At 39.2% G+C, this 22904-nt stretch carries 20 protein-coding genes, 2 tRNA genes and 1 other RNA gene; 16 read left to right on the forward strand and 7 right to left on the reverse strand.

Annotated features, from left to right (window positions below):
* Positions 1-155 precede the first annotated feature (155 nt).
* From rpsD to B2X33_RS06545, 3 genes are all read left to right on the forward strand, one after another.
* Entirely contained in the window at positions 156-749 is a 594-nt protein-coding gene (gene rpsD / locus B2X33_RS06535; RefSeq protein ID WP_078931204.1) for a 30S ribosomal protein S4, read from the forward strand.
* Positions 750-890: 141 nt separating this feature from the next.
* A complete protein-coding gene (locus B2X33_RS06540) occupies positions 891-1403 on the forward strand; it encodes a hypothetical protein (RefSeq protein WP_296668497.1) in 513 nt (170 codons plus the stop codon).
* 11 nt (positions 1404-1414) lie between these two features.
* A complete protein-coding gene (locus B2X33_RS06545; protein ID WP_296668499.1) occupies positions 1415-2872 on the forward strand; it encodes an SPOR domain-containing protein in 1458 nt (485 codons plus the stop codon).
* A gap of 193 nt (positions 2873-3065) precedes the next feature.
* Here B2X33_RS06545 and B2X33_RS06550 read toward each other — a convergent pair whose 3' ends face one another.
* From B2X33_RS06550 to B2X33_RS06580, 7 genes are all read right to left on the reverse strand, one after another.
* Positions 3066-4388, reverse strand: a complete 1323-nt coding sequence (locus B2X33_RS06550; protein WP_296668501.1) for an aminopeptidase — start codon at positions 4386-4388, stop codon at positions 3066-3068.
* Positions 4389-4463: 75 nt separating this feature from the next.
* Positions 4464-4848, reverse strand: a transfer-messenger RNA (tmRNA) gene (gene ssrA / locus B2X33_RS06555).
* A gap of 77 nt (positions 4849-4925) precedes the next feature.
* Positions 4926-6218, reverse strand: coding sequence for an ATP-dependent Clp protease ATP-binding subunit ClpX (gene clpX, locus B2X33_RS06560; RefSeq protein ID WP_296022109.1), 1293 nt, complete (start codon positions 6216-6218; stop codon positions 4926-4928).
* Entirely contained in the window at positions 6218-6838 is a 621-nt protein-coding gene (gene clpP / locus B2X33_RS06565) for an ATP-dependent Clp endopeptidase proteolytic subunit ClpP (RefSeq protein ID WP_296668503.1), read from the reverse strand. Before clpP ends, clpX begins: the two co-directional genes overlap by 1 nt.
* Positions 6839-6974: 136 nt before the next feature.
* Positions 6975-8336 (reverse strand): trigger factor, encoded by a 1362-nt coding sequence (tig, locus tag B2X33_RS06570; RefSeq protein WP_296668505.1) that lies wholly within the window; start codon positions 8334-8336, stop codon positions 6975-6977.
* Positions 8337-8437: 101 nt separating this feature from the next.
* Positions 8438-8509, reverse strand: a tRNA-Gly gene (locus B2X33_RS06575).
* 51 nt (positions 8510-8560) lie between these two features.
* A tRNA-Gly gene (locus B2X33_RS06580) sits at positions 8561-8632 on the reverse strand.
* Positions 8633-8989: 357 nt separating this feature from the next.
* Between B2X33_RS06580 and rpe the strand changes: the two genes are divergently transcribed.
* From rpe to B2X33_RS06645, 13 genes are all read left to right on the forward strand, one after another.
* Positions 8990-9622: a ribulose-phosphate 3-epimerase gene (gene rpe, locus B2X33_RS06585; protein ID WP_296668507.1), complete on the forward strand. Its 633-nt coding sequence runs from the start codon at positions 8990-8992 to the stop codon at positions 9620-9622.
* Complete coding sequence (locus B2X33_RS06590) at positions 9623-10561, forward strand: tetratricopeptide repeat protein (RefSeq protein WP_296668509.1); 939 nt, start codon at positions 9623-9625, stop codon at positions 10559-10561.
* Between the two features lie 96 nt (positions 10562-10657).
* A complete protein-coding gene (locus B2X33_RS06595; RefSeq protein WP_296668511.1) occupies positions 10658-12151 on the forward strand; it encodes a hypothetical protein in 1494 nt (497 codons plus the stop codon).
* Position 12152: 1 nt separating this feature from the next.
* Positions 12153-13256 carry a tetratricopeptide repeat protein gene (locus tag B2X33_RS06600; RefSeq protein ID WP_296022149.1) on the forward strand — a complete coding sequence of 368 codons (1104 nt, stop codon included), beginning with the start codon at positions 12153-12155 and terminating at the stop codon, positions 13254-13256.
* Between the two features lie 106 nt (positions 13257-13362).
* Positions 13363-14544, forward strand: coding sequence for a recombinase RecA (gene recA, locus B2X33_RS06605; protein WP_296668514.1), 1182 nt, complete (start codon positions 13363-13365; stop codon positions 14542-14544).
* Positions 14545-14546: 2 nt separating this feature from the next.
* Positions 14547-15077: a 2-amino-4-hydroxy-6-hydroxymethyldihydropteridine diphosphokinase gene (gene folK, locus B2X33_RS06610; RefSeq protein WP_296022162.1), complete on the forward strand. Its 531-nt coding sequence runs from the start codon at positions 14547-14549 to the stop codon at positions 15075-15077.
* Between the two features lie 46 nt (positions 15078-15123).
* Positions 15124-15909: a segregation and condensation protein A gene (locus B2X33_RS06615; protein WP_296022166.1), complete on the forward strand. Its 786-nt coding sequence runs from the start codon at positions 15124-15126 to the stop codon at positions 15907-15909.
* 15 nt (positions 15910-15924) lie between these two features.
* Complete coding sequence (scpB, locus tag B2X33_RS06620; RefSeq protein ID WP_296022174.1) at positions 15925-16470, forward strand: SMC-Scp complex subunit ScpB; 546 nt, start codon at positions 15925-15927, stop codon at positions 16468-16470.
* Entirely contained in the window at positions 16433-17212 is a 780-nt protein-coding gene (locus B2X33_RS06625; RefSeq protein WP_296668516.1) for a pseudouridine synthase, read from the forward strand. The genes scpB and B2X33_RS06625 overlap by 38 nt, the downstream gene beginning before the upstream one ends.
* On the forward strand, positions 17209-19557 hold the full coding sequence (gene rpsA, locus B2X33_RS06630; protein WP_296668518.1) for a 30S ribosomal protein S1: 2349 nt from the start codon (positions 17209-17211) through the stop codon (positions 19555-19557). Before B2X33_RS06625 ends, rpsA begins: the two co-directional genes overlap by 4 nt.
* A gap of 9 nt (positions 19558-19566) precedes the next feature.
* Positions 19567-21123 carry a sigma-54-dependent Fis family transcriptional regulator gene (locus B2X33_RS06635; RefSeq protein ID WP_296022191.1) on the forward strand — a complete coding sequence of 519 codons (1557 nt, stop codon included), beginning with the start codon at positions 19567-19569 and terminating at the stop codon, positions 21121-21123.
* Between the two features lie 29 nt (positions 21124-21152).
* On the forward strand, positions 21153-21818 hold the full coding sequence (locus tag B2X33_RS06640) for a tetratricopeptide repeat protein (protein ID WP_296668520.1): 666 nt from the start codon (positions 21153-21155) through the stop codon (positions 21816-21818).
* A 51-nt stretch (positions 21819-21869) separates the two neighbouring features.
* Positions 21870-22763 (forward strand): hypothetical protein, encoded by an 894-nt coding sequence (locus B2X33_RS06645; protein ID WP_296668522.1) that lies wholly within the window; start codon positions 21870-21872, stop codon positions 22761-22763.
* The last annotated feature ends 141 nt before the right edge of the window (positions 22764-22904 follow it).

The raw sequence follows: 22904 nt of genomic DNA on the forward strand, positions 1-22904 counted from the left end.
AGAGGTAAAAATCAACTAGACTAAAAAAAAAGAATTTGATAATATGTAAAGACTGTTTAGCTTCCCTCTAGGCAGTACATAACTTTGAAAATCAAGTAACAGTTTCTGCGCGGCTAGTGGAAATTTACACTTGATGATTTTTCAGGAGCATTAAAATGGCTACAAAAAAAGGTCCTCGTTTTAAGGAATGTAGAAGACTTGGTGTAAACGTATGCGGACACCCAAAGGCTATGGAAAGAGCAGGGGCGCCGGCTTTTAAGAAATCAAAGAAAACTTCTGACTACGGTCTTCACTTGATCGAAAAACAGAAAGTAAAGGCTTATTATGGTATTCTTGAACGCCAGCTTCGCCGTTACTTTGAATTGGCAACAAAATCATCAGAAATGACTGGTGTCGCTTTGCTTGTTTCTCTTGAAACACGCCTTGATAACCTTGTTTACCGTCTTGGATTTGCTAGTTCAATCCGCATGGCTCGCCAGATGGTTTCTCATCGCCACATTGAAGTAGACGGAGTAAAAATCAATATTCCATCATACTCTGTAAAAGTTGGACAGGTTATTTCTTTGGTTGAAAAAGCGCAGAAGAGCGAACAGTTCAAAAAATCATGGCTTTCAGATACAAAGGCAAAATTTGACTATCTTGAACGCGATGAAGAGAAGTTCTCTGGAAAACTTACCCGTCTTCCGCTCCGTGCAGAAATCCCTGTACAGATTAATGAACAGATGGTAGTTGAATACTACTCAAAGTAGTTTAACCGGCTGCTTTTTAAGACCGTCAGTTTTTTGCTGGCGGTTTTTTTATGTCTTATAAATTTTTTTTCTTGATTTTGATTCTAAAATAATTCTAAAAAACTAAACATTGAATTTTTCTTTTCCGATATTTATAAAGAGATGAAAAAAAAAATACTTTTTGGTTTTGCATTTTTATTTTTTCTTCCGGCGATTTATTCTAAAAACATCAATTTTCAGGTGGTTCAGAATAATCCTGGGTTTGATACGGTTTTTGCCGTGTCGGATCTTTTTGAACAGGCTTTGTCCGATTTTTTCTTTGAATCAGGACATATCGTTTCTAATTCGCCTATTTTTATAAAAGAAGACTCCCAGTCGGATTCGGCTGAGCTGACAAGGGCTCTTGCCGACACTTTGCTTGGCGGGATGGATGTCCTTGTCAGGCTTGAAATAAAATATGATGAAAAAACTGCAAACAGTGCCAGTGCCCTTTTACCAAATTCTGTAAAAAGTGTAAGCTGGCAAAATTATAATCCAAAAACAGGAAAAGTTATTTCTGACGGAAGTATTTTTCCTGAAAAAGTTGAGGCGTCTAATAACAACGAGGCGGAACTTTACAAATTTGCAAGTTCTGTTGCGGCTAAAGTTAGCTCAACATTAAAGAGTTTAAAATAAAGGGGACGGATATGAAGAAAATTCTTTCATTGGTATTTGCTGTATTTACTGTATTTACTGTAGCAACGATTTTTGCGGCGGCTCGGCCTTCTGTTGACGGAAGAGCAGTTGTCTGCGAAGAAGGTGAAATGCCGAAAGGTTTATTTGCAAAAACTATAGGCTATTTGCCTGGCGACAGCGTAACTGTGACAAATCCTGCTAACGGTACGGCTGTTGACGTCCTTGTTTTGGGCTCTATTGATTCTGGAGAGGGCATTGCAATTTTGCTTTCTGCAGAAGCTGCAGAAAAACTTTTGATAAAAAAAGACTCGAATGTTCAGGTAAAGATTACCAGACGCACTGGAAGTATTGACGAAAGCGTTTCTGGAACTGCTGTTTTGACGGAAGAAAGTGAAGAAAATATTTCTGAGCCGGAATTTGAGCAAAATATTACAGAACCTGAAAAAAATCAGGATGAAGTGGAATTTGAAGAAGCTGAAACTCCTGTTGAAGAAAATAAAATTTCGGAGCCTAATTCTGAGCTTGAGGAATGTGAAACTCCTGTCGAAGATACGGAAACTGTAGAGTCAGAAAATATTGAGCCTAAATCTGAAGGTCTGGATGAAAAAACGGAAGAAATTGAAAATGAAAATTCTGAAGTTTTTGATGCCGATTCTTTTGATGAAGAACTGGAAGTTCAGACGGACGGACAGGAAGAAGAGCTTTCTGAAACAGAAAATGAAGGTGCAGAAATTTCTTCAGAAGAAGATAATTCTGAAAAAATTGACGCTCCTGCTCCGGAAGCGCAGGAAGAAACAAATGCTGAAATTGTTGACGAAAAAGAACCGGAAAATTTGGAGGCTGGAGAAAATTCTGCTGATTCCGAAAGTTTTTCTGAAGATATTGAGAATGCGGAAGCTGAAACTACTGGCAATGCAGCAGAAGAAAAAGAGCAGCCTGAGCATTTTGAATCTGAAACTCTTGCAGAAGTTAATGGCACGGAACCTTCCGAAAATGTTTCTGCTATAGAAAACGCCGAAGAAGGAAATGCAGCGGCAGAAGAATATGCTCCGATAGTTCTTGCTCCTTCTGCTCTTAATCCACCGGAAGCAGAAAATATTGAAGAAGAATCTGTAAATGAGCCTCAGAAAGAAGTCTTTGTTCCTGAACAGGCAGATGAAAATATTGAAATGGAGTCTGTGGTGGAAGAAAATACCGAAGGCTCTAGCTTTGAAAGTTTTGTAACGACAGATGCTGAGCTTAAAAAGGGAATGTACTATCTTCAGATTGCAACCCTTTCTAACGAAGAAAATGTTGTAAACCTTACAGAAAAATATGGTAAAAAATATCCGCTTGCTTTGATTAAGCAGAAGAATATAAATGCTTATAGAGTCCTTGTTGGACCTCTTAATGCAGATGAATATGGTATGATCAAAGAGCGTTTTGAATCTTACGGATTTAAGGATGCTTTCCTTAGAAGAATAAAATAGAAATTTAAAGAAATATGCTACGCCGGGGTGGAGGGACACGAAGTGTTTTGCAGATGCTATAAAAATAGCAGCTGCAAAATGCAGCGGAAGCGGAATCCCGGAACACCGTTAGAGCGCAAAAATCCGTCCAGAATACAAAAAGCACTTCAGAAAAATGTCTCCTGAAGCGCTTTTTTTTGTTAAAGCCGAAAAATTACAGCGTTAAGAATGCTTTGTAAGCCTCGTATGCCTGCTCGATGTCGAATCTGCTTGTAATTTCCCAAGGTGCGTGCATGCTCAAAACGCTTACTCCTGCATCCAAAACGTTCATTCCGTATTTTGCCGCAAGGTATGCGATTGTTCCGCCGCCGCCCTGATCGACTTTTCCAAGTTCTGCCATCTGGTATTTTACTGAATTTTCGTCAAGAACTTTTCTTAAGGCTGCGATAAATTCTGGATTAGCGTCGCTTGCTCCGCTTTTTCCGCGGCTTCCTGTGTATTTGTTGAACACAATTCCGCCTCCGAGAAATGATGCGTTGTTTTTATCAAAAAGATCGGCATTCATTGGATCATAGGCTGCGTTTACATCGCTTGAAAGCATTGAACAGTTTGCAAGGCAACGGCGGACTGTTAATTCGCTGAAACCGTTTTCTGTGCGCGCGATCAGTTCTGCAACGGCGTTTTCAAAAAAGTGGCTTGCCATTCCTGTTGCGCCGACACTGCCGATTTCTTCTTTGTCGACGCAAAGACAGCAAAGTGTTTTTTTGCCTGCTTTTGAGTCGAAAAGTGCCTGAGCCGAAGTAAATGCGCATGAGCGGTCGTCCTGTCCATAAGCTAAGATTAAGCTTTTGTCGAGTCCGAGGTCGCGTGCTTTTCCTGCAGGAACCACCTCAAGTTCTGCTGAGCCAAAATCTTCTTCTTCGATTCCATATTTTTCTTTTAGAAGTTTTAGAATGTTTTTTTTGGCAGATTCTTTTTCTTTTGAGTCTTTTGCTGGTTTTTCTGAGCCGACAATCAGGTCAAGGTTTTCGCCAGGAATAAAATCTGAGGCGGTTTCTTTCATTTGTTTTTGTGCAAGATGCGGGAGAATATCGCTTATTACGAAAACCGGTTCAGACTCATCTTCTCCAAGACAGACATTTACTGTTTTTCCGTCTTTTGTGCAGATAACTCCGTGGAGGGCTAGCGGCATTGTTACCCATTGATATTTTTTTATTCCGCCGTAATAGTGGGTGTTTAAGTAAACTAAAAAATCTTTTTCGTAGAGCGGGTTTTGCTTTATGTCAAGACGAGGTGAATCGATGTGCGCTCCCAAGACGTTCAAGCCTTTTTCTAGTGAATCGGTTCCTAGCTCAAAAAGGGCAACAGCTTTATTCATTTTTTTTATATAAACCTTGTCGCCTGGTTTTACGCTAGAAAGCGAGTCTAAGTCTTTATAGCCATTTTTTTCGGCGAGTTCGATTATTTGTTTTGCACATTCACGCTCTGTTTTTCCATTGTTCAGAAAGTTTTTGTAATTATTGATTAAATTTGTCATTTTTTTATTCTCCCATAAAAAACAAGTTTGCAAATTAAAAAATAAAAACCACGAAAAAATCCGTGGCTTTTATAAAAGTGGAGATGGGGGGAATTGAACCCCCGTCCGAAAGTGTAATCCAAATACATCTACATGTTTAGTTATGCGAATTGGTTGTCAGGAAACACTTGGCAGCATAACAAGCATTGTCTCCGTATTCAGCCTAAAAAGTCCCACAAATCCGGCTGAAATGATTTATGGCAAGTCCCTGTTTGTAACAGAACGTCTTAAAGTTAGGAACAGCGCCCTAAGCGTTCCGGCTAACGCAGACTAAGCAGCGAGAGCTTCTGCAGAAGAAGCTTCAACAACTTCTTCTTCTTTTCTTGCGAAAATTGCAGTTATTTTTTTGTCAGTTCGGGGAACCTTCACTCCCACATGCAGTAAGTGCATTATTCACAGTCGTCGAAACCGGTGCACCCCCATTTTTCTCTATGAAAATATAGTAAATTTAAATAAAAGCGTCAATCCAAATACTGTAAATTGACACTTTTATTTTGTCTAGGCAGTTACTTTAGAACCAATTAAAAGTGTTTCTGGAGAAGGAAGTTTTCCTGAAAGAACAATATCCTTTGTAACGGTAAATTTCTTCTTTCCCTTGATGCTTGGAGCTTCGTACATAAGATCCATTAAAAGTTTTTCACAGATTGAACGAAGTCCTCGCGCCCCGGTTTTTTGTTTGATCGCAATATCTGCAATTTCTTCAAGCGCGTCTGGAGTAAACTCAAGATCCAAGTCGTCAAATGCAAAACTTGCCTTAAGCTGTTTTATAATGGAATTCTTTGGTTCTGTAAGAATTCGGGTTAAGTCTGTCTTTGTAAGCTCCTTGAGAGCCACAGTAATTGGCATACGGCCGATAATTTCCGGAATAAGACCGAACTTTACAAGGTCGTCAGGTGTGCACTGATTTAGAAGCTCCATTTTCTGGGCTTCGTCCATGGTTCCAACGTTTCCGCCAAATCCCATTGTTTTTCCAGCAATGCGCTGTTCAATAATTTTATCGATACCAACGAATGCTCCTCCAAGAATAAAGAGGATGTTCGTCGTGTCTATTTCAATCATTTCCTGGTTCGGATGTTTGCGTCCGCCTTGAGGGGGTACTGACGCAACTGTTCCTTCTATGATTTTAAGCAGAGCCTGCTGTACGCCTTCTCCGCTTACATCGCGGGTTATAGAAGTGTTTTCGCTTTTTCTGCCGATTTTGTCGATTTCGTCAATAAAAATGATTCCGCGTTCTGCGGCCTGAACATTTCCGTCTGCGGCGTTAATCAGTTTAAGAAGAACATTTTCTACGTCTTCGCCGACATAGCCGGCTTCAGTAAGCGTTGTTGCGTCTGCAATTGCAAAAGGAACGTTCAATTTTTGAGCCAGTGTTTTTGCAAGAAGGGTTTTTCCGCTTCCTGTTGGTCCGATAAGAAGAACGTTTGATTTTTCGATTTTTACTTTGTCTTCACCGTCAGCTTCAAAATCCGGGAGCGAGCCTGCTTTTTGAGCCGCCATTCTCTTATAGTGATTGTAAACTGCGACTGAAAGAACTTTTTTTGCATAATCCTGGCCTACAACGTACTGATCGAGATATTCTTTGAATTCTTTTGGGGAAGAAACATCGCTTAAGTTAATCGGAGTAAGGCTGCTTTCGTTTTCTAGTCCGATAAGATACTGTTCGCAGGCCTCTACACATTGAGAACAAATGCGAAGCTCGTTGTTTGGGCCGCCAGCAACCAGAGGTCTTTTTTCTCCGCCTGGTCTTCCGCAAAATGAACAGCGGTTGTTTTCGTTATGAAATCCTAACATTATTTTGCCTCTTTATCTGATGAAACTCTTTTTGGCATTACCTTGTCAACAATGCCGTATTCCTTTGCTTCTGTAGCAGTCATGTAGAAGTCGCGCTCAATGTCTTTTGCAACCTGTTCGTAAGATTTTCCTGTTTTTTCGGCAAGAAATTCAATTGAAAGTCTTTTGATTCTTAAAAGTTCTTTTGCCTGAACAGTGATGTCGCTTTCCTGACCGCGGACTCCACCTGAAGGCTGGTGAATCATAATGCGGCTTGAAGGAAGAGAAAATCTTTTGCCTATTGTTCCGCCGGCAAGAATAAGAGCGCCCATTGAGCAAGCCTGACCGATGCAGATTGTCTGAATGTCGCATTTTACGTATTGCATTGTGTCGTAAATTGCAAGTCCTGCTGTAACACTTCCGCCTGGAGAATTGATGTACATGCTTATGTCTTTGTCCGGATTTTCTGATTCAAGGAAGAGAATTTGCGCTACAATCAAATCTGCCGTAACATCGTTTATTTCGCCATCAACAAAGATGATTCTGTCTTTTAAAAGTCTTGAAAAAATATCGTAAGCGCGTTCTCCGTTTCCGCTTCTTTCGATTACCTGTGGTACTAAATTATTCATTGTTTCGTTCATGTTTGTTGCTCCGAGCTGATATGATTTTTTTTAGATATTTTAAATATAACAAAAAAAATCTAGAAGTCCAAAAAAAAACGGAATGTAAACAAGATTTTTTTTGTCACATTCCGTTCACATTTAAACTTTTATAAAATTAGTTTGCCTTGAAAAGGTCTGCAAATGAAGTTTTGTCGCCTTTTGCAACCTTAATCTGTGCAAAAATATCATCGTAAAGTTTCTGTTCCTTTACATCGTCGATGAACCATTCTTTTGCACGTGGGTCAGCGTAGTGCTTTTTAACGTCTTCGACTGAAACACCGTTTGAATCTGCAAGCTTCTGGTATGCTTCTTCAACTTCTTCTGGAGTTACAGAAATATTTTTTGATTTAAGAAGTGAATCTACGATGATTCTGCTTTTTAGCATTTTTTCTGCATCTCCAGTCCACTGTGCGAGCATATCTTCTTTTTTCTGGCCAGAGGCTACAACCATTCTTTCGAGGTCTTCTGGAGTTGTCTGGAACTGCTGCGCCATCTGTCCCCAGCGGCCGTTAAGTTCTGCCTGGAGCATGCTTGCGGGAATTTCGATTGGATTTTTTTCGATAAGCTGCTCGAGAAGAGAATTTACTTTGATTTCTTTGATTTTTCTGTCTTTTGCAACGTTGAGATTTTTGAGAATGTCAGCCTTCAAGTCTGCAAGGGTTTTGTATTTGTCGCTTACGTCCTGTGCAAGATCATCGTCGAGTGCAGGAAGGTTGCGAACTTTAATCTGCTTTACAGTTACGCTATATTTTTTTGTATTTCCGGCAAGGTTTTTGTCAGCGTCTGTTTTTGCATATTTTTTTGTGATTTCTTTAGTTTCGTTTGTTTTCATTCCGATGATGTCATCATCGATTTTATAAACGTTTTCTGCTGTTCCAAGAGTGAATGTAAAACCTTCGCGTTTTGTTCCTTCTACAGTTTTTCCGTCTTCGCCGATCTCTTCAATGTCGATTGTAACGATATTGTCTTTTTCTGCTTTTTCGTCTTCTTTTTTGTCGATTACCGCAGCGTTTCTTTCCTGAATTCCTTTGAGCTCTTCCTCAACTTCTGCATCGCCTACAGAAACTTGAGGCTCTTTTACAGAAATCCCGTTGAAGTCTTTTACTTCTACAGAAGGAAATACATCGTAAGTTACAGTGAAAGTGAAGTCTTTTGCAGTGTCAAATGCCGGCATTTCGTCCATTTTTGGCTGCGCATAAGGAAGAGGGCGGCTTGAAAGATCTTTTTCGTCCTGAAAAATTTCGTTCAATACGCTGTCGATGAGATCGCCTGCCGCTTCCATTTTGATCTGTTCGCCGTATTTGCGTTCAAGAACTGATGCAGGTACGTGACCTTTACGGAATCCTGGAATCTGAACTTGTTTTACATATTTTCCGAGTGTTGTTTTATAACCGTTTGCTACGTCTTCTTTTGCAACTGTTACTGTTAATTTTGCTGCCGAATGTTCAAGCTTTGTGATTTCTTTTGTGAATTTCACTTTTTGGCCCCTTGAAATAAAATGATTGGAACCTCTAAAAAAAATAGAGATGCCGTAATAAAAAAAAGCGATTCAGATGAAATCCAAATCGCTTTGCATAGAGCGGGAAACGGGAGTCGGACCCGCGACATCCACCTTGGCAAGGTGGCGCACTACCACTGTGCTATTCCCGCAAAAATAATTTGCATCTGTTTATAATCTGTTTTACAACAGTTGTGCAATAGAGCGGGAAACGGGAGTCGGACCCGCGACATCCACCTTGGCAAGGTGGCGCACTACCACTGTGCTATTCCCGCAAAAATGTTTTTGCTGAAATGCTGATTAACTTTTATTTAAGAAAAGTTGCAATCAACGTGATAGAAAATATATCAGTTTGAAAAAAAAATGTCAATTTGTTTATTTGGAAAATTTAATTTTTTTGCGATTTTTTAAAATTTACGCCGGATGCGCCGCCCTTTAGTTGCAAAACTCTGGTTTTGCAATGAGCGTTAGCGAAGGCAGAGCAGCCGGTTAAGGAAAATACGGAACGCCGGCGGAAAACTTTTTTTTGAAAAAAAATGCCGTCCCGAATTTTTATAATCTTATGGCGAAAATAATACATTTTGACTTTGGTTTGTTGTTTTTATCGTTTTTGTCTGATATTATAGTTAGAAATGAAAAGTAGAATTTTATCACCTTCGTTGCTTTCTGCGGATTTTTCTAATCTTGCGGAGGCCTTGAAACTTTGTGAGGAAAAAAAATCGGGTGCGGTTCATATTGATGTTATGGACGGACATTTTGTTCCTCAGATTACTTACGGACAGCCAGTTATAAAATCTGTAAGAAAACTTACATCTTTGCCGTTTGATGTTCATCTTATGGTTGAGCGTCCTGAGGAAATGGTTGACACCTTTGCGCAGGCTGGGGCTGACTGGATTACTTTTCATCAGGAAGCGACTGTGCATATAGACAGGCTTGTTTCTCATATTCATTCGCTTGGAAAAAAGGCTGGAGTTTCTATTGTTCCGTCGACTCCTGTAAGCGCAATAAAGGAAATTCTTCCGGAAGTTGACCTTGTTCTTGTAATGACGGTTAATCCTGGCTTCGGCGGGCAGAAACTGATTCCCTATTGTGTTGGAAAAATTGCGGAGCTTGATTTAATAAGAAAGGAAAAAAATTACAATTATTTGATTTCGGTTGACGGCGGAATAAACAACGAAACTTTGCCTTCTGTGCTTGACGCTGGTGTTGATGTGGTTGTTTCGGGCTCTGCCTTTTTTAACGGCTCGTTTAAGTGGGAGGCGTAAATGCTTGCGCGGACTTTTTGTGGACAAGATCGGAACGGCTTAAAACGGTTTTTTGTTTTTTTTGCGGCTGCTTTTTTTGCGGCAGGAAGCATTTTTTGTCAGAAATATTCTGCGGAGCAAGAGCAGGGCTTTGAGGCTTTTAGAAAAAATGACTGGGCTTCTGCGATGTTTTTTCTGCGGAAGGCTGGAAGTTTGCCTGAAGGTTTTGACGAAGAGACTCTGTATCTTTTGGTGATGAGCGAAATCAATGCCTGCGAATATTCTGACGCGCTTTCTGACGTAAACGTTTTTTTGCAGTCTTTTGATAAAAGTCAGTATCTCCCGTATATGCATTTTCAAAAAGGACGGATTCTGCATCTTTTGGAACGCAATGAAGAGGCAGTTTTGGTTTTGAGCGATTTTTGTCATCTTTATCCGGATAGCGAGCTTTATGCGGCGGCTTTGTATTGGGTTGCCGAGTGTTTTTACGATGAATATAATTTTGATTCTGCCCGCGCTCTTTATGAGCGCGTTGTGTCGGATTTTCCGGCAGATGCGAAGGCTGGAGACTGCCGCTATCGTCTTGAAATGATTGCTCAGCGTGAGCGTGAAGAAAAATTGATTTATCTTTTAAAAGTAACCGGAGAAGAAAATCTTTCTGCGCGTGAAGAATATGAAAGACAGATAAAACTTTATCAAAGCCAGGATAAAATGGGGTTGAGAAAAAGCCTTGCCGATTCTCAGAACCGGATTGCCGAGCTTGAGGCGGAACTGGCGGAGCAGAAAAAAGTGAATTCCTCTCTTGAAGCGAAGGTGAGGAATCTTGACAACGTGATAAGTCCGCAAAATGTTTTGAAGGAAAAAAATGATGAGAAAATTTCTGTCCCGAAAACTGATCCAGAAATTGAGGCCCTAAAACAAAAGGCTTTGTTCTTGCAGTTTTTGCTTGAAGAAAAATAGCAGTTTTTTTTGTGTTTTTTTAGATTTTTAAAGTGTTTTGGCTTTTATAAGAATAAAAAATTATGCTTAAAAATAAAAATTCCGGAGATAAAAATTATGAAAGTTTTGAAAAAAAATCGTTTCAATAAGGTTTATTTTGAAAAAAAAGTTCTTTTATGCGCTGTTCTTGCGGTTTTTGCAGGCGGTGTATTTTATTCTCAAACCGAAAATGTGAATAGCGAAGCGCCGGCTGAAAGTCTTGGAGCAATGGAAAGTTCTGAAAATTCTGAGAAGGAATCAGTTTCCAAGGACGCTGGAAAACTGGAAAAAGAAAAGGCTGAAGAAAAAAAGGCAAAAAAAGAAAAAACTAAGAAAACAAAAAAGACAGAAAATGCTGATGAAGCTGATAAAAAACAGGAAAAGAATAATGAGATTACAAAAATCGATCCGTATCTTGGCGATGTTTATATTCCTGTAAAAAAATATTCACTTTTCTTTGAAAATTATTCTATCGAGTGTAATTCTGACCGTGGAACTTTTAATTTTTATTCTTCTCAAAAAAATCGCAAAAAAACTCCGGTTCTTTCAAATTATGAGGATTCAATTTCTTCATCTTTCTTTTTAAAAATTGGAAAAACAGTCTACTGCCTGAATAAAGACAGCGCGGTTCAAAAAGAGCTATGGAAAACAGCGAACGGAGCGCGGCTTGTTTACACAATAAGTAACAGAGCGCGTGTTGCCATAGATTTTTCGTTTGAGCCGGAAGAAACTGTTAAAAAGGTTTTTGCCCTTGAGCAAAATGATGAAAAAATTGCAATGAAACAGGATGAAAATCTTTTAAAAACAGAAGAAGAGGAAGAAGCTTCGGGCGAGGATGTTTTGCCTGGTGTAATAAAAATCAGGGCTTATGTTACAAATCTTTCTGAAAAAAAAGCAAATTTTGCATTGAAGGCTGTTTTGGATACGTCTGTTGGCGAAGGAGCGGATGTTCATTTTTTGACAGAAAACGGCCTGTCATTTAATTCTGAGCATCAGTTTGAAAATATGATCAAAGAGAGGGTGTTGTGCGTTTCTGACTCGAAAACTTCCGCGGAATTTGTTTTTGAGGGAAAAAATATCTCTTCTCCGGAAGTTGTGACGGTTGCAAACATCTCATATTTGAATTCTCCGAGATGGATTATGGTTTCGGAAAACGGAAGAAGCTTTAATTCGCTGAATGCGTATAATAATTCGGGAATTTCGGTTGTCTGGCCGCAGAAAACGCTTCAAAAAGAAGAAACTTATTCAATTCAATTTTTTGCAGGAATTTCTTGCAACGGAAGAAAATGCGATACTTTAAAATACGTTGATTTTGCTGGAATTGGCGGCACAAAAAAACTTGAAAAAAGTGAGGCGGCTGCGAGCTTTGATGTTTCAGGTTCAAGAAAAACCGATGTTGATTTTATAGTTCAAAACGTTACTGAAAAACAGCTTGATTTTGAATATATTCAGAACCTTATAAATCGGATTGACGCTCTTGAAAGCACGGATGCCGATATTGACAGAAATGAGCTTAGGCAGCTTAATTCTGAGCTTGATGCTATTCTTGCAGCCTTGAGGAAGCGGAACTAAAATGAGCCGGGCAACGATTGACGAAGCGCGTTCACTTATTCGGAAAAAAAAGTATTCAAATGCGATTGTTCTGCTTGAAGGTGTCCGCGAAGTCTACAGAAACAGTTTCGATTATTATTTGATTTTGGGAATTGCCTGCCTTTACTCTGGCGATTATGGAAATTCGTACAGGAATTTTGATGAAGCACGGCACATAAAAGTTCAAAACGTAGACTTGCTTTTGGGACAGGCCGCTTTATATTTGGTTCGCGGAGATACAAGCGCTGCAATTGGCTATTATCTTGATATTCTCGATCTTGAGCCGGAAAATAAAAAGGCAAAGGCTGCCCTTGAATTTGTCCGCTCAAAAGGAGATTATGAAACGATTGTAAAATGGACAGATACTGGAAAAATAAAAGAATTTTATCCAGAAGTTGCTGCAAAAAAAGGAATCTGGCCTCTTGCGTTTTCTGTCCTTGCCGGAGGTTTTGCTGCTCTTGCCATTCTTTTTTGCATGAACTTAAGCAAGACAAGACAAGAGGCGCAGAGAGCGGATTTGAGCGAGCTAGACCTGACAGCTTCCGATAAGTCGAATTTGCAGGAAAAGGATTTGTCTGGCGGAGTTTATAAGTATATTCTTTCGGATTCTCAGATTACGCAAGCTTATGAAAAGGCAAAATTTTATTTTCAGAATTACAGGGATAATTCTTCCCGGGTTGAAATAAACAGAATTTTGAATTCAAATGCATCTCAGTCTGTAAAATCTAAGTCGGAACTTTTGGTTTCGTATTTTGAAGAGCCTTCTTTTGACAGTTTTTCTAGTCGTCCTGAAGAGAATTTTTCATATTCAACCGTAGCGGCAGAACCTGCTCTTTATTTGGACTGCTGGGTTGTCTGGTCTGGAAGAATTTCCAATGCAAAGACTGAAAATGACATTTTTAGTTGCGATCTTCTTGTCGGATACGAAAATCTTGAAAGAGTAGACGGAATTGTTCCGGTGATTTTTAATGTTGTTCCAAAAATAGAAGGAGACCGTGCGGTAAAAATTCTAGCGCAGGTAAAACTAAAAGACGGAAAATTGTGTCTTGTTGGACGCTCTGTTTATCAGCCTTTGAGAAAAAATTGATAAAAATTCGATATTGATGTAAAAATATACTGAAAAATTCAAAAAAAATGTGTAAAAATTGAATTTCAGGGCCATATATATAGTGGGAGGAAAAAAGGTGGCTAAAATGGTAGAAACAAATCAGTCGGCAGATATGTCGGAAAAACTGAAAGCTCTTGAAGCGGCTCGCATCCAGATTGAAAAACAGTTTGGTGCTGGCGCGCTTATGAAACTTGGAACTCAGCCGGATGCTCAGGGCGTTGATGTAGTTCCTTCTGGTTCGATTTTGCTTGACGAAGCTCTCGGTGTAGGCGGTTATCCGCGCGGTCGAATTATCGAGATGTATGGTCCGGAAAGTTCTGGAAAAACGACTCTTGCTTTGCATGCGATTGCGGAAGCTCAGAAACTTGGCGGAATAGCTGCATTTGTCGATGCAGAGCATGCTCTTGACCCGGTTTATGCAAAAAATCTTGGCGTAAATATTGATGAATTGTGGGTTTCGCAGCCGGATACAGGAGAGCAGGCTCTGGAAATTACAGAAAATCTTGTTCGCTCTGGAGCTGTTGATATTATTGTTGTTGACTCTGTTGCCGCCCTTACTCCTCAAAAAGAAATCGAAGGAGATATGGGAGATGCGATGATGGGGCTTCAGGCTCGCCTTATGAGCCAGGCTCTCAGAAAACTTACGGCCATCGTAAATAAAAGCAAGTGCATAATCGTATTCATCAACCAGATTCGCATGAAAATCGGCGTAATGTTCGGCAATCCGGAAACTACAACCGGTGGAAACGCCCTTAAGTTTTATTCGTCTGTCCGTTTGGAAATTCGCCGAATTGAATCAATTGACGGAAAAGGAGAGGAAGACGCTGTCGGTAACCGTGTCCGCGTAAAAGTTGTAAAAAACAAGGTTGCTCCTCCATTCCGCAAGGTTGAGCTTGATATTTATTTCGGAAAAGGAATTTCTGCGACCGCTTCGTTGCTTGATTCTGCCGTAAAGCATGGAATAATCGATAAGCGTGGAGCATGGTATACTCGCGGAGACGAAAAAGTCGGCCAGGGAAAGGAAAATGCAATCAACTTCCTTACTCAGAATCCTGAGTATGCAAAACAGATTGAGGCTCAGATTCGTGCGGAAGTTTTTCCTGGACAGGTTTTAAAAACAAAGGAAGGTGTTCCTGTTTATCCTGAACAGGTAAAGGTCTCAAAAGCCTTGGAAAAAGCAGAGAAAGAAAGCGCAAAACAAAAAACTGCTTCTCAGATCGAGGCTTCTTCTGAAGTTGTGCCGTCTGCAAAGGATGCTCTTTTTTAGTTATGATTGATGTTGTTTTGGGAGTAGGCTCCAATAAAAGCTGGAACGGAATGGACAGTTTGTGTCTTTTAAAAAGGGCCTGCGAAGCTTTGAACGGTCTGCTCTCAGAATTTTTGATTTCGTCAGTTTACCGCACAAAACCTATGTATCTTGAAAATCAAGATGATTTTTATAATATGGCAGTTCGCGGTAAAATTGATGATGTTTATTCACCTTTTGACCTGCTCGAAAAAATTCACGTAATCGAATCTTGCTTGGGACGTAACCGTGAGCTTGAAGTAAGAAATGGACCGCGTTCAGTCGATATTGATATTGAATTTTTTGGTAATCAGACAGTAGATACAAAAACTCTCCAGATTCCTCATCCACGGCATAAAGAAAGGGCATTTGTTTTAGTTCCTTTACTTGAGATTTTAAAAGAAAATGCCGATTTTATAAAAAGAGAAGATTTTTCCAGCTATTTGGAAAAAATTGGTTCGGGCGGAGTTGAGAAATTCCTTTCGGCCCGGGATTTTATAGACGGAAAATTTTAATGAATAAGCGTTTTATAAAATCATCGTTTTTTTTTGAGGAGCTTTCATGGAACAGAACCTGGAGTTAAAAACAAAAACAATTGATTATGACGAAACTGCGGACAAAATCGTCCATAAGTATACCGTGGGTCAGTTTGAAGGTCCTTTGGATTTGCTTTGGACTTTAATCCGTGACAATAAAATCAATATTTATGATATTCCGATTGCCGAAATTACCGAGCAGTTTCTTGAATATCTTGATTATGCTTCTCAGGTTGAACTTGGCGATTTGTCCGAATTTTATAATATGGCGGCTCGCCTTGTTTATATAAAAAGCCGGATGATGCTTCCTGTTGAAGTAAAGGTTGATGACGACCTTGATTTTGACGATCCTCGTGAAGAGCTTGTTGAAAAACTTATTGAATACCAGAAATTTAAAAAGCTTTCAAATCTTATGGAAGAAAAAGAAGACGAAAGTGAATGGAATTTTGAACGAAAGAAAATTCAGCGGGTTCTTCCGTTCGATGATGAAAATATGTGGGAGCAGATAGATACTTGGGATCTTTTGCAGCAAATGCAGAAAATCTTTCAAAACCTTATTTCGCAGTACTCGGATTCAAAAATCATTGATATGTACGAAGAAATTTCGGTAAATGAAAAAATTACGCTGATGAATGAACTTCTTGAAAAAAAGGATGAATGTATGTTTACGGATTTGATTGTCAGACATGGCAATGTTCTTGATGTAATCTGCGCGTTTATGGCTCTTTTGGAAGCCGTAAAGTTTAAGATGGCAACGATTATGCAGAACAGAATGTTTGGCGACATAAAAATCTGTAGATATGCGGCATAAGGAATTATATAAAAAATGGATGTAAATCTCGAAAAAGAAATGGGGCTTGTAGAGGCGGTTCTGTTTTTGGACAGCGAGCCTCTTACTGTTGAGTCGATCGCAAAAATTGCAGAGCTTTCGGAAGATGTCATTGAGCAGTGTCTTGACGGGTTAAAGGAAAAGTATTCTCAAGAAAGTTCTGGTGTTGAGCTTTCAAAAATTACAGGCGGCTGGACACTTACTCCAAAGAAAGAATTTTGGGAAGTTCTAAAAGAGCGTTATGGAAATAAAAATGCAGGAAGATTGAGCCGTTCAGCAATGGAAGTTCTTTCGATTATTGCCTATAAGCAGCCTATTACGCGTGCTGAGATTGAATCAATTCGTGGAGTTCCGCCGGATAATATGATTCGTATTCTTCAGGAACGGCAGCTTGTAAAGGAAGTAGGCAGAAAAGATGCTCCTGGAAGACCGTGTCAGTTTGGAACTACAAAAGAATTCTTGAAATTTTTTAATCTTAATTCAATTGCAGAACTTCCTGCTCTTGATGAAAAAGAATCAGAGAGGTTCGAGCTTGCAAGATAATTCTCAAGAAAAAAAACAAATTCGGCTTCAGGCTTTTCTTGCTCATTGCGGACTTGCAAGCCGGCGCGCCTGTGAAAATATAATTACAGACGGACGGGTATGCGTAAACGGAAAAACAGTCAGTGAATTAGGGGTAAAGGTTTCAGAAAATGATGTTGTCTGCGTTGATGGAAAACAAATTTCTCTTGAAAAAAGAAAAATTTATGTTCTGTTGAATAAACCTGCTGGCTATGTATGTACCCAAACCGATGAAAAGGGCCGGCCGGTTGCTGTTGATATTCTGAAAGAAAAATATTCTGAGCGGCTGTACAATGTCGGCCGTCTTGATATGTTTAGTCGCGGAGCTATAATTTTTACAAACGATGGAGATTTTGCCGCAAAACTGAGCCATCCTTCTAGTGAAATTGAAAAAGAATATCTTGTAGAAACCAGTTATCCTCTGCCAGAAGGTCTTGAAGATCGCTTTGCACGCGGAATTCGTGTCGAAGGGATTTTTTACAAAGCAAAAAGCGCGCAGGTTGTAAATTCTCACAAAATGAGGGTTGTTCTTGTCGAAGGTAAAAACCGCGAAATTCGCCGTGTATTTACCGATGCGGGAGCCGCAATCCGAAGCCTTCGGCGTATCAGGATTGGAAATGTAAAACTTGAAAATTTGGAAGAGGGAAAATTCCGTGAGCTTTCTGAAAAAGAAGTAAAAGAACTTTTATCTCTTTGCAAAAATAATATTGGGAGCGAAATATGATAATCGCAATGGACGGACCTGCCGGAACAGGAAAATCTACAGTTGCATCGTTGATTGCAAGAAAATTAAGAATTACCTATCTGAACAGCGGAAGTTTTTATCGGGCGCTTACAATGGCTCTTAATTCTTCTGATATTGATATTTCAGATTCTGAAAAAGTGCTTAAATTCTGCAAAAAACAGAAGCTTGAATATAAAAATTCACGTCTTGTGCTTAATGGAGTCGATGTTGAAGATCATCTTCACGATGATGCGGTTAGCAAAAAAGTTGCTCAGGTGTCTTCTATTGTGCCAGTCCGCCATCTTGTAAACGAAAGAATGCAGGAAATAACTAAGTCTCTTGACATTGTCTGCGAAGGACGCGATATGACAACAGTTGTTTTTCCAAATGCGCAATACAAGTTCTATCTTGATGCCTCGATAGATGTTCAGGCTCAACGTCGTTTCGATCAGGGCGTTTCTAATATGACGCTCGAAGAAGTAAAGGCGGCAATTCTAAAACGCGATGAAATTGACAGGAATAAAGCAGAAGGAGCCTTAAAGCGTGCTCCGGATGCCTTTTACATTGATACATCAAACTTGACTATAGAGCAGGTTTGTGCGATAATCTTAAGCAAAATTCAAAACAAAGGGTTTACTATGGAACAGATGGAAGTGGAAAAGGAAGAGACAAAAAGCTCTATCCAGACACAATTAGAGGAGTCTCTCAAGAGTTTTATGCCTCTTGAAGATGGTCAGCTTGTTGACGGTACTGTAATTGCAGTTACAGATGAACTTGTATTTATCGATATTGGTGCTAAATCGGAAGGAAAGATTCCTGTGCAGGAATTTGCAGGAAAACTGCCAAAGCCTGGCGATGTAGTTTCCTGTGTGCTTGTAAAACTTAACGGCCGTAATGGTCCGGAAGTTTCTTTCACAAAAGCGCAGTCAAAACAGTTGTGGAAAGATCTCCGCAAGGCTGCTGAAGAAAAAACTCCAGTAGAAGGAACTATAGAAAAAGAAGTAAAAGGCGGTTTTGAAGTAAACCTTGGTGGCGATATTCGTGCGTTCTTGCCAATCAGTCAGTCTGATTCTTCAAAAGTTGAAGAACCGAAAAAACTTATTGGAACAGTTTCTAAATTCTATATTGAAAGACTGTATTCGGACAACAAGGCAAATGTTGTTGTAAACCGCAGAAAGTATCTTGAAGAAATTATCAACAAGGCTCGTGATGATTTCTTTGCAAATACTCAGGTTGGCGACACTGTAAAAGGAACTGTGAAATCATTTACAAGTTTTGGTGCTTTTATCGATCTTGGCGGTTTCGACGGTCTTCTTCATATCAATGATATGAGCTGGGGACATGTAACTCGTCCAAAGGATTTCGTAAAGAAAGGGCAGGAAATTGAGCTTAAAGTGATTGCTCTTAATCCTGAAGATAAGAGAATCAACCTGTCTCTTAAACATTTTACTGAAGATCCTTGGGTTCATTTTGAAGATAAATATCATGTAAATGATGTTGTTGAAGGAACAGTTACAAAACTCACAGACTTTGGCGCTTTTATTGCCCTTGAAGAAGGAATTGAAGGTCTCGCTCACATTTCTGAATTCAGCTGGACAAAGAAAGTAAACAAGGCTTCTGATATGGTTCAGATTGGCGACAAAGTAAAGTGTATGGTTCTCGGCTATGATATTCAGGCTGGACGCGTTTCTCTCGGTTTGAAACAGGTTACGCCAAATCCTTGGGATACAATTTCTGAAAAATATGCAGTTGATTCTGTAGTTCACGGAAAAGTTGTAAAAATCACAAATGCAGGTGCATTTATTCAGCTTGAAGAAGGTATCGATGGATTCCTACATTCAGAAGATATTTCTTGGACAAAGAAAGTTAAGCATCCTGGCAGCGAATTTACAGTCGGTCAGGAACTTGATGTAAAAATCCTTGATGTAAATCCTGAACAGCACCGCATTACAGTTGGCTTAAAGCAGCTTACAGATAATCCTTGGGTGGCATTTGCAGAAAAATACCATGTAGGTTCAACTCTTGAGGGCGAAATTACATCAATCACTGATTTTGGTGTATTTGTAAGAGCTCCAGAGGGAATCGAAGGTCTTGTAAACAAGGCTAACCTCAGCGATGACAAAGATGTTCCTTTTGAAGAAGCTGTTGAAAAATACAAGGTAGGCGACAAAGTTAATGTTTACGTTGTAGACATCAATGTTGAAAGAGAGAAAGTTGCTTTTTCTGTAAAAGATTTCAAAAAAGCTCAAGCTCGTAAAGAAATCAATCAGTATATATCTTCTGAAGATAATGTTGGTGGTGCATATACACTCGGTGATATGCTTAACGATCAGAAAAACAGTTAGTCGATTTCGATGGGTGAACTTGATTCTCTTACTTTTGAAAAACTAAAAACACTCATCGAAATAAACGGCAGAATAAATTCAAATTATTCAGATGTAAATGCGTTGCTGGTTTATATTCTTGAATCAGCAATGCGTTTGGTCGAATGTGAATCTTCTTCACTTCTGCTTGTAAACAAAGAAGACGGAACTCTTCGCTTTGTAGTTGCCTTGGGGCCGAAAGGTGCTGAGGCAAAAAATATAATTGTTGAAAAAAACAGTATTGCCGGTTGGGTTGTTGAAAATAATAAACATGTAATCGTCAATAATGTAGGTCTTGATCCGCGCTTTTCAGATACGGTTCAAAATAAAACTGGTTATGTAACAAAAACGATGATTGCGATTCCAATGCGTGTAAAAGGACAGTGCATTGGCGTAATCGAGCTTATAAACAAGTCTGGTTCGCGGGGATTTTGCAATTCTGATTTGGAAATTTTGAATCTTCTAGCAAGCCAGGCAGGAATTGCATATTTGAATGCAGATTCTTACCGGTCGGCAAAAGATAATTTTTCTGTATTGCAGAGTAATATCGTCAGTGGAAGCGATTATCATCCTTTTGTTGCAAAAAGTCCGGTTGTCTTGGATTTGCTTCATATAATTGATGAAGTTGCGAAGGCGAATACAACAATTCTTATAACAGGCGAAAGCGGTGTTGGAAAAGAACTTTTTGCTGAACAGATTCATTTGCGGTCAAACAGGGTCGGAAAGCCTTTTTTGCGCGTAAATTGTGCGGCTTTGTCGTCTGCGCTTTTGGAAAGTGAATTATTTGGGCATGTAAAAGGCGCTTTTACAGATGCAGTTTCAGATAGAAAGGGAAGGTTTGAGGCGGCAGAAGGCGGAACTTTATTTCTTGACGAAATTGGTGAATTGCCTTTGGAATTGCAGTCAAAACTGCTTAGAGTTTTGCAGAGTCACACTTTTGAGAGAGTTGGTTCTAACGAAACGATTTCTGTCGATGTCCGGATTATCGCTGCGACGAACCGTAATCTAGAAAAAATGGTAAGTGAGGGGGCATTCCGTAGCGATTTATATTACAGGCTGAATGTAATGCCTATAAATGTTCCTCCTTTGAGAGAACGGAAAGAAGATGTGCTTCCGCTTGCAAAATTCTTTTTGGCAGAATTTGCGAACGAAACAAAAAAGAATTTTGAGTCTTTTTCGGCAGCCGCAGAGAAAACTCTTTTGGAATATTATTGGCCTGGAAATATTCGTGAATTGGAAAATTCAATAGAAAGGGCCTGTGTTTTGGGTAAGCCTCCGCTTATTCAGACTGAAGATTTAAGAATCAATTCAACTGTTGCTAGTGTTCAAAAAAATAAAACGCAGGATAGTTTTGAAGAGATTGCTGATGAAATTGCGAATCCAGCTGATGGGGACAGAACCTTAAGAACAGCTTTAAATAAATTTAAAACCGCCTATATTAAAAAGATTCTTGATTCTACATCTTGGAATCAGACAGAGGCGGGAAAAATTTTGGGAATCCAGCGGACTTATGTTTCACGATTGCTGAATGAACTTAAAATCCGTTGAATATAAATAAAAAATTTGGAGATAAAAATATGTCTAATGAAGAATCAAAAACGTCTGTTCTTGGAAAATTCCTTGAAAAAAATATAAAAGTTATCGGTGGTTTGATTGCCATTTTAATAGTGTTTGTTATTGTTGCGGTAGTCGGCTCTTCAATAAAAACAAAGGTCGCTGAGGAAGGACTTTCTCAGGTTGATATGGTTGAATATACTTTCAAGAAAGATGCGGATGATATTTCTGCAGAAGATTTTAAGGCTAGGCAGGAGACTGCACTTGCTGAACTTGAAACTCTTGCTTCGAAAGGTGGAATTGTAGGTGTAAGGGCAAATATGCTAAAGGCTGAGATTCTTTTTGAACAGAAAAATTATGATGCAAGCCGCAGCGCCTGGTTAAAGGCTGCTGCGGCAAAAAAATCGACTTATACGGCTCCTCTTTGTTATTACAATGCGGCAATTTGTTCTGAAAACTTGAATGATTTGGAAGACGCCATTTCTTGTTATGAAAAGGCGATTTCTTCGAAAAATTTTTATCTTATCGACCATGCATATTTTAGCCTCGGTCGCGTGAACGAAGCTAAAGGTGATTTGGAAAACGCTGTTGAAGCTTATGAAAAAATTGAAGCAATTCATTCTGGTTCAAGATGGGCAAATCTTGCAAAAGACCGGATTATTGCAATTAATTTAACAAAAGCAGAATAATTTGTAACTTGATAAATATAAAATAGTTTTTTTATTATGAAAAGTTTCCCTATGGCAAGTAAAATATTTATTATGTGTATTCTTGCCTTTACGGAAACTTTTTTTGTTTCCTGCGGACTTGAAGATGTAATAACAGTAAATGCTCCGACATCTCTAATCAATAGCCCGCTTTACAGTGGCGATGATTATTTGAAATGGTACGCTTCTTTTAGGGTGAATGAAACCGACCAGCCCGATTCTTTTTCTGGAACTGAAATTTATTATAAAATTTACAATAATTCCAGCGATTTAATCTCCCAGCGAAATTCAATTCTCTCCGTAAACACGAGCAGTAATTCGACAGCGGCGGCTACAAGAATGGTTGATACTTATCAGTATCAGGTTTTGGGCGCACGTTCTTTTAAGACTAACAAAACTGTTTCTCAGTCGGTGTTTGTTCCTGCTTCTATTCTAAAAGATAGGTTAAATGTCGCTTTTCGGGTAAAAACTTATGCTGGAAATGAAAATTACGGAGCTAATGGAGAGGATGTTTCGAGTTTTGAACAATTTCGTGCATGTGTAAAGTTTTCTGGCCGTTTAAGGGCTTTTGTCAATGATTCTACAGTTTTTGTTGATTATGACTCTTCAGAGGGCTGGAAATATTTTTCTGGAACTTCGGGTAGTTTTGGAACCTCAGTTTCATATGATGACATAGATTTTATCATTCCTTCGAGAAGCAATGGAAAATCATTTGATTTTTTTGATGAACAAGATACAGATTCAGACGAGAATGTACAGCCGTCGGAAAGTGATGATGATTATAAGCATAATGATTCGGCTTCTGCGAGCGATACTTATTATGTTCAGTTTTTTTCAGTCGGAGTCGCATTTGATAGCAGTTCACTTTCGAACGCTTATAGTCTTCTCCTTGATCTTGGTTCAGTTCCGATAATAAAAAATAAATAGTATCGGCTGTAAGTGTTTTTTTTGCAGAAAAAAACAAAAATTGCAATAATTTTAGAAAAATGCGGCAGATTGAGTGTTGCAAAAAAAATGCAATTTTGATAAAGTGAATAAATACGAGATTGTAGCTCAGTTGGATTAGAG

This window comes from Treponema sp. UBA785, from assembly GCF_002297065.1.
GTDB lineage: Bacteria > Spirochaetota > Spirochaetia > Treponematales > Treponemataceae > Treponema_D.

Excerpts from the sequence above, each read along its gene's own strand:
- rpsD (WP_078931204.1), top strand. The coding sequence starts at position 156 with ATGGCTACAAAAAAAGGTCCTCGTTTTAAGGAATGTAGAAGACTTGGT.
- B2X33_RS06540 (WP_296668497.1), top strand. The coding sequence starts at position 891 with ATGAAAAAAAAAATACTTTTTGGTTTTGCATTTTTATTTTTTCTTCCG.
- B2X33_RS06545 (WP_296668499.1), top strand. The coding sequence starts at position 1,415 with ATGAAGAAAATTCTTTCATTGGTATTTGCTGTATTTACTGTATTTACT.
- B2X33_RS06550 (WP_296668501.1), bottom strand. The coding sequence starts at position 4,388 with ATGACAAATTTAATCAATAATTACAAAAACTTTCTGAACAATGGAAAA.
- clpX (WP_296022109.1), bottom strand. The coding sequence starts at position 6,218 with ATGTTAGGATTTCATAACGAAAACAACCGCTGTTCATTTTGCGGAAGA.
- clpP (WP_296668503.1), bottom strand. The coding sequence starts at position 6,838 with ATGAACGAAACAATGAATAATTTAGTACCACAGGTAATCGAAAGAAGC.
- rpe (WP_296668507.1), top strand. The coding sequence starts at position 8,990 with ATGAAAAGTAGAATTTTATCACCTTCGTTGCTTTCTGCGGATTTTTCT.
- B2X33_RS06590 (WP_296668509.1), top strand. The coding sequence starts at position 9,623 with ATGCTTGCGCGGACTTTTTGTGGACAAGATCGGAACGGCTTAAAACGG.
- B2X33_RS06595 (WP_296668511.1), top strand. The coding sequence starts at position 10,658 with ATGAAAGTTTTGAAAAAAAATCGTTTCAATAAGGTTTATTTTGAAAAA.
- B2X33_RS06600 (WP_296022149.1), top strand. The coding sequence starts at position 12,153 with ATGAGCCGGGCAACGATTGACGAAGCGCGTTCACTTATTCGGAAAAAA.
- recA (WP_296668514.1), top strand. The coding sequence starts at position 13,363 with ATGGTAGAAACAAATCAGTCGGCAGATATGTCGGAAAAACTGAAAGCT.
- folK (WP_296022162.1), top strand. The coding sequence starts at position 14,547 with ATGATTGATGTTGTTTTGGGAGTAGGCTCCAATAAAAGCTGGAACGGA.
- B2X33_RS06615 (WP_296022166.1), top strand. The coding sequence starts at position 15,124 with ATGGAACAGAACCTGGAGTTAAAAACAAAAACAATTGATTATGACGAA.
- scpB (WP_296022174.1), top strand. The coding sequence starts at position 15,925 with ATGGATGTAAATCTCGAAAAAGAAATGGGGCTTGTAGAGGCGGTTCTG.
- B2X33_RS06625 (WP_296668516.1), top strand. The coding sequence starts at position 16,433 with ATGAAAAAGAATCAGAGAGGTTCGAGCTTGCAAGATAATTCTCAAGAA.
- rpsA (WP_296668518.1), top strand. The coding sequence starts at position 17,209 with ATGATAATCGCAATGGACGGACCTGCCGGAACAGGAAAATCTACAGTT.
- B2X33_RS06635 (WP_296022191.1), top strand. The coding sequence starts at position 19,567 with ATGGGTGAACTTGATTCTCTTACTTTTGAAAAACTAAAAACACTCATC.
- B2X33_RS06640 (WP_296668520.1), top strand. The coding sequence starts at position 21,153 with ATGTCTAATGAAGAATCAAAAACGTCTGTTCTTGGAAAATTCCTTGAA.
- B2X33_RS06645 (WP_296668522.1), top strand. The coding sequence starts at position 21,870 with ATGGCAAGTAAAATATTTATTATGTGTATTCTTGCCTTTACGGAAACT.